The 5,788-nt window shown below is 35.9% G+C and carries 8 protein-coding genes and 1 pseudogene; 1 reads left to right on the forward strand and 8 read right to left on the reverse strand.

Annotated features, from left to right (window positions below; translation table 11 throughout):
• The 3 genes and pseudogenes from HMPREF9074_RS01475 to HMPREF9074_RS12775 form a co-directional block, all read right to left on the reverse strand.
• A pseudogene (locus HMPREF9074_RS01475) lies at window positions 1-191 on the reverse strand (hypothetical protein); the annotation flags it as partial.
• A 7-nt stretch (window positions 192-198) separates the two neighbouring features.
• Window positions 199-792, reverse strand: coding sequence for an HmuY family protein (locus HMPREF9074_RS01480; protein ID WP_009390768.1), 594 nt, complete (start codon window positions 790-792; stop codon window positions 199-201).
• 208 nt (window positions 793-1,000) lie between these two features.
• Window positions 1,001-1,129, reverse strand: coding sequence for a hypothetical protein (locus HMPREF9074_RS12775; RefSeq protein ID WP_009390773.1), 129 nt, complete (start codon window positions 1,127-1,129; stop codon window positions 1,001-1,003).
• Window positions 1,130-1,192: 63 nt separating this feature from the next.
• Here HMPREF9074_RS12775 and HMPREF9074_RS01485 point away from each other — a divergent pair, with 63 nt between their 5' ends.
• Window positions 1,193-1,672 (forward strand): DUF2004 domain-containing protein, encoded by a 480-nt coding sequence (locus HMPREF9074_RS01485; RefSeq protein ID WP_009390774.1) that lies wholly within the window; start codon window positions 1,193-1,195, stop codon window positions 1,670-1,672.
• Window positions 1,673-1,726: 54 nt separating this feature from the next.
• Here HMPREF9074_RS01485 and HMPREF9074_RS01490 read toward each other — a convergent pair whose 3' ends face one another.
• The 5 genes from HMPREF9074_RS01490 to rnpA form a co-directional block, all read right to left on the reverse strand.
• Window positions 1,727-1,978 carry a hypothetical protein gene (locus HMPREF9074_RS01490; protein ID WP_009390776.1) on the reverse strand — a complete coding sequence of 84 codons (252 nt, stop codon included), beginning with the start codon at window positions 1,976-1,978 and terminating at the stop codon, window positions 1,727-1,729.
• Window positions 1,975-2,910 carry a hypothetical protein gene (locus HMPREF9074_RS01495; protein ID WP_009390778.1) on the reverse strand — a complete coding sequence of 312 codons (936 nt, stop codon included), beginning with the start codon at window positions 2,908-2,910 and terminating at the stop codon, window positions 1,975-1,977. The genes HMPREF9074_RS01490 and HMPREF9074_RS01495 overlap by 4 nt, the downstream gene beginning before the upstream one ends.
• Window positions 2,911-3,019: 109 nt before the next feature.
• Entirely contained in the window at window positions 3,020-3,583 is a 564-nt protein-coding gene (purN, locus tag HMPREF9074_RS01500; protein ID WP_034539490.1) for a phosphoribosylglycinamide formyltransferase, read from the reverse strand.
• Between the two features lie 110 nt (window positions 3,584-3,693).
• Window positions 3,694-4,758: a Fic family protein gene (locus HMPREF9074_RS01505; protein WP_009390781.1), complete on the reverse strand. Its 1,065-nt coding sequence runs from the start codon at window positions 4,756-4,758 to the stop codon at window positions 3,694-3,696.
• 7 nt (window positions 4,759-4,765) lie between these two features.
• Window positions 4,766-5,143: a ribonuclease P protein component gene (rnpA, locus tag HMPREF9074_RS01510; RefSeq protein ID WP_009390783.1), complete on the reverse strand. Its 378-nt coding sequence runs from the start codon at window positions 5,141-5,143 to the stop codon at window positions 4,766-4,768.
• Window positions 5,144-5,788: the final 645 nt, after the last annotated feature.

Here is a 5,788-nt window from a genome sequence, read left to right on the forward strand (position 1 = left end):
AGTGAAAGCGTATTCAAGTCAGAATACCACTTAGCAGTAGGGGTAGGCTTATTGGTTTCATTCGGTTCACCGAAGAAAATACGCACCTCGTGCCAATCGCCTATCTTTGCCTCTGTGTTGGTTTCAATCCAAATAGCGTGTCCCATAGCCTGCTGAGCCAGCAGAGCTAGCAATATCCATAAATACCTCATTTTTACATTAAAAATTTTCATTATCACTTAATTTATATCTAAAACTAGGATAACCTCCTTTTAGTCTTTCGTTCACATAGTCATAAAACTGTATTTTCACAAACTTACCTTTAGCTGTTTTCAGCAAGTAAACCTCATTTCTATTTTTGTATTTCCCTCCACTGATGTAGGTTACATAAAGCGAAGCCTCTTGAGAAAAAGTACCTTCTTTTTTAGTTTCAACGTTTTTTACTACGTCCCAACCGTTTAGCGTTCCTATCGCATCTACTTTATAGCCTGTGGGAGGAGCTATAACCACCTTATCCCAATCTGTTTTTTTAGTGTTAATAGCGCCCCCTTTCCCTAAGCCTGAGGTACCACTATTGGTTTTCACATACCAGCGTTGGAAAGCTATATCCCACGTAAGGTCAGTTTCAGGCGAACTCACCTCTACAATAGCTCCTTTTTCAAGCGAGTAATACACCCATTTTTCATACGATGTAGCATTTAGCATCTTTACATCATTAGTAACAGACAAGGGTTCTGCCTCATCTTTTTCTTTTTTACAAGCAATCAAACTCAGACTGCCCACTACTGATAAAATAAATACTTTGTAATTCATAGTTTTGTTATTTGAGCGGGCAAAGGTATAAAATATTTTTAGATAAACCTAAAAATAAAGTTTTAATTTATATTAAATTATTTTTACATATATTTTAAAACAATGTTTAAAAAGAAATAAAACCCTCATCAACAGAAGATTTCATCACTATTAACACAAAAAAACACTGTTTTATCAGCCTGCAACAGCGTCTTAAAACAGTGTTTTTCTACTCTTTTTCAAATCTTCTCATCGCCAAATCGACAAATTGGCAAATCGCCAAATTGGCAAATCGGCAAATCGCCTTTTTCTCCAACTGATAGAGCTTTTTGATGTGTTTCGCTACTGCTTCGGTCATATTGTTAATTGTATTTCATTTTTTTTATTTTATCTTTGCAAAGTTAAATAAAAAAATATCATTATGGCATCTATTACACACCCTTATTTTGGTACTCTTGATACCAGTGTTATACAAGAAGATTTTGACCCAGATGTGTTATGGGAACAAAAAGTGACTTTCCAAGAATTAAACGACCCTGTTGAGTTTAATCTTTGGTTAGCTAAAAAAGAAGAAATCAGCAAGGAAAGATTGGATTTGTTTAAGCAATTTATCAAGCATTTTCCTGAAAGAGACCAACAGGCGCGCAAAGCGCTCAAAAGCTATTTAGAACAAGATAGCGAGTATATAGATTTTCATATAGACGAATTAGAGTTAGAGGTGCCTACCTCTATTGATGATTTTGTGACAGCTATGAAAATTCATCACGTAGCGCTTTGGTACTGTCTTTCAAAGGCAGAAATTACTATCGATTATATGATAGACCCTGACCAAAGTGACGAGATTCTTGCTGTTCGTTTTAACTTAGACGGTAGCTTTAGTTCTATTGCTTGGGAAAGCTAACTTGAGTCCTTAGTTGTTAGGTAGTCACTAATGGCTAAGGACTAATAATTATTTTTAATATTTCAGCAAATAAAATCCCCATATCATATTGCTAAACTCTCCTGCTACAAAGGTGTGTGTCTCGCCGTTTATCACTACTTCATAAAGAGTAAAAGATTTTTCGGCGTGGTAGAGAGGGTCTGTTACTTTTACATATTCTCCCGTTTCTTGCCATTTGTAGTCAAATATATTTACGCCAAAGAGTTTTACCGCGCCTTCTACTCCCGAGGTTTCAAACTGCCACGTTTTTTGCTTGAATAATTTCATTCTTTAATTATTTTTCTACCTATAAAATTCATTTGAAAGCTATCTTTTTCTTTTGTGAGTATAAGCTGTTGTTGCTCAAAAAACATTAGGAGTCTTTCGTTTTCTGAGAATGTGAATTTGCTTGCTATCTCATTGTTCTCTAATGAAAACTTACAAAAAGTATTTGTTTTTTCGTAACAATCCATTAAAAAGAGATATTTTTCATCTTTAGAAAGTTTGAAATTGTCAAATTTTATATTGAAAGGAGTTAAATCATAATCTTTATAAGTGCCATCGGAAGCCATTTTACGGATAATGGATAGAAGTTTTCTGTTGTTATCACATAAATTCATATAAATATTGCCTTTACTATCTTTCACTACAGACCTATAAGGGGCTGTATTGAAAAGTATCTCTATTTTATCTTTTACCAAATCGTAACGTTGTATTGCTGTAGGAGCATAGATAAGGAGGTGGTCATCATCTTCAAAATCAAGAGATAAACACCCCTCCACCTTGGTTACTTTTCTTTTTTTAGTGCCTTCAATACAATTGAAAGCAAAGAGATTTTTATCAGCTGAATTCATCAAGAAAAAAATAGGCTGATGATTAAAAGCCATACAGCTAGCGGTTTTAGGGAAATTCTTATCATATATATCGGTGATAAGCAGGTTTTCACGTTGTATTCTTAACAAATAGTCGTCAGATAGAACTAATATGAATTGTGTATCGGGAGTAAAGTATATTTCCTTAATATTGTTTTTTAAAGATACAGAAGCTTCTTCCTCACCTGTAGCAAACGACAACCGGCGTAGACGTGTATATCTTCCATAATCATCTTCAGCTCCACCCCCTACATAAAAGCAATTGGGGTTAAAAGGGTCGGCTATAGGGGTAATATTAAAAGCGGGCGATTGTTTAAACTGTTTCCTCCAAATGATTTCTGTTTGCATAGTAAAACTCTGATGAATATTTCCATCTTCTCTTTATTTTTCCAATCTTCAAAAAACATTTTTTATCATCTAATTGACAAATCGGCAAATTGACAAATCGCCAAATCACCTAATCGGCAAATCGACTTATCACTTCCGGAAAATACTGATACTCTAATTGGTGTATTTTTTCAGCCAAAGTATCTGCAGTATCGGTGGGGAGTACCTCCGTTTTCGCTTGGAAGATAATATTCCCCTCATCGTAATGCTCATTTACGTAGTGAATGGTAATGCCACTTTCTTTTTCGCCGTGGTCAATCACCGCTTGGTGCACATAGGCGCCATACATACCTTTACCGCCGTATTTAGGCAATAGCGAAGGGTGTATGTTAATAATCTTATCAGGGTAAGCCTCAGTCAGGTAGGCAGGCACTTTCCACAGGAAGCCCGCTAATACTATAAGGTCTGGCTGCAAACTTCTAACGATGTTGAGCACTATATCCGAATGGTAAAACGCTTGTCTATCGAATACTATCGAGGGGATAGCCAGCCGTTTGGCACGCGCTAGCACACCCGCTTGCGGATTGTTAGATAGGATAGCCTGCACTTGTGCAGTACCTTTTTCAGCGAAATAAGTAGCGATACGTTCGGCGTTAGAGCCCGAACCAGACGCAAAAACAACTATTTTTAGCATTTTTTTATAGGGGTTAGTTAGGGTTAGTATCATTTATACAAAAGTGCCTTTTCGTATAAATGATAGAGTCCTCATTTATACAAAAGTGCCTTTTCGTATAAATGATAAAACTATTTAAGAAATAAATTTAACAACGGTTCATTAATATAGTAACTAGTTTTCCACTTCTGAACTTTTGTCAGATAACCTTCCTTTGTCAGTATTTCTAAGTACTTACGCGCTGTTTGATAACTTACATTCAAATCAGCCTCTAAAAACTCAATTTTAGTGTAAGGGTTTTTAAAAAGGTTATTAAGCAAATCCTGACTATATACTTTAGGCAAGTTAGTACGGAGGCGTTGTTTAGTTTGCTGCATCAGTACTTTGATATTTTCTACCAAACTTATAGTTTCAATAGCCGTTACTTCTACTCCTTTTAACAAGTACAATATAAGCGTTTGCCAGTCACCGCCAGTTCTTACCCCTTGCAAAGCCTTGTAATAATCGTCTTTGTGCTGAATAATGTACCTACTGAGGTATAGTACGGGTAAGTCTAAAAGACCCTCTAATACCAAGTACAAAATATTGATAATACGCCCTGTACGTCCATTACCATCATAAAAAGGGTGAATACTCTCAAACTGGTAGTGAATAATAGCCATCTTAGTAAGTGGGTCAAGGTCTGAGAAATCTGGGTCGTTAATAAATTTCTCTAAGTTTGCCATAAAGTTTTGTATCTCATCTTTGTCTTGAGGTGGAATATAGACTACCTCATTCTTGCTATTGATGAGTTTTGTACCGGCTTGCGTTCTAAAACCAGCTTTATTTTCTTCTAACTGCTCCTGAATAAGCAATATATGTTTATTGAGTAGTAATTTCTGATTGCGCACAATCTCAAAGCCCATTTTCAAACCTTTGGCATAGTTTACTACCTCTTTGCTGGCAGGGTTTGTTTCTATCATAATATGCTCTTTATAGAGGTCATCGTGGGTAGTAACGATATTTTCTATCTCGCTACTACTCTTCGCCTCTTGCAGCGAAAGCGTATTAATAAGTATTTGCTCATTCGGAATAGTTTTAACAATCCCTTTGAGTTCTGCCAGATGTCGGTGCGAAAGCGATAGCTGCTTAAGTACTTCGCGTGTTTCTATTTCAGAGGGTGGTGGCAGTAGTGCTAAAGTAAAGTTATTTATCATATATCAGCTAATTTTCTAATTGACAAATCGGCAAATCACCTAATCGTCTCATTAGTTCTCCTACCCTCTCATAGATAGCCTGATAGGGCAGTTCTTCTTTACCTATATATATAAGAGCCAAAGCGCAAGGCTGCTTAGGGGGTGGCAGCAAATGCTTTTGCAAGCGGTAGCACTCCCGAATAAGCCGTTTAAGCCTATTCCTGTGTACTGCCCGCTTAAACTGACGCTTAGGCACACTTATCAGCAGCTGATAGGGCGCCTCCAAGGCAGGTATAGGCGCATAAAGCAACCGCAGCGGATAGCTACTTAAGCTATCCGCTTCGGCAAAAAGCTGTTGTATATGAGTGCGTTTGCAGAGTTTTTCTCTTTTAGGAAATGTATACAAAATAGAAAACTATTAATAATCGGCAAAAGTACTACATAATTAGCAATTTAGCAAATTAGAAAAAATTTCTACCGCCACCTACCCTATACAAACAGTATAGGAACAATACAGGAAGAGCGAAGGATAAGCGAAGGATAAGCGAAGAATTGCCGAAGTACAAACATCTACTAACCGACTAAAAAATAGAAAAATATACTTCTACCGCCTTTTTTAATTTTTGCTTACTAAATAGCTGTCTTTTTAGCCACTGCTGAAATATATTTCCAACAAAAAAATATTTAATACTGATTATCAGAACTTTAAAAATACAACTTTACATATAAAAGCTTCAAAAAATCATTTATATTTTTGACATATTCGCAACAGTTTGCAGTATTATAACATAAATACCATACCGTTTTAACAATTTAATTACATTATAAGCAAAACCTCTTGTATAAGTTACTTTTGCTATAATATCATATTTAGTATGAAAAAAAATTCTTTTTATATTTGCATTGTAGATATTTTTTATTTAGTTTTGCCCCCGTTAATAAAATAATAGTAATAGCGATGAGACAAAAACTGACGTATGTACTGCTATGGGTGCTATCGGCGGTAGGACTTTCCTATGCCCAAGAGCTCACCATCACAGGGGTAGTAAAA

Origin of the sequence: Capnocytophaga sp. oral taxon 329 str. F0087, from assembly GCF_000213295.2 — a bacterium.
Taxonomy (GTDB): Bacteria; Bacteroidota; Bacteroidia; order Flavobacteriales; family Flavobacteriaceae; genus Capnocytophaga; species Capnocytophaga leadbetteri_A.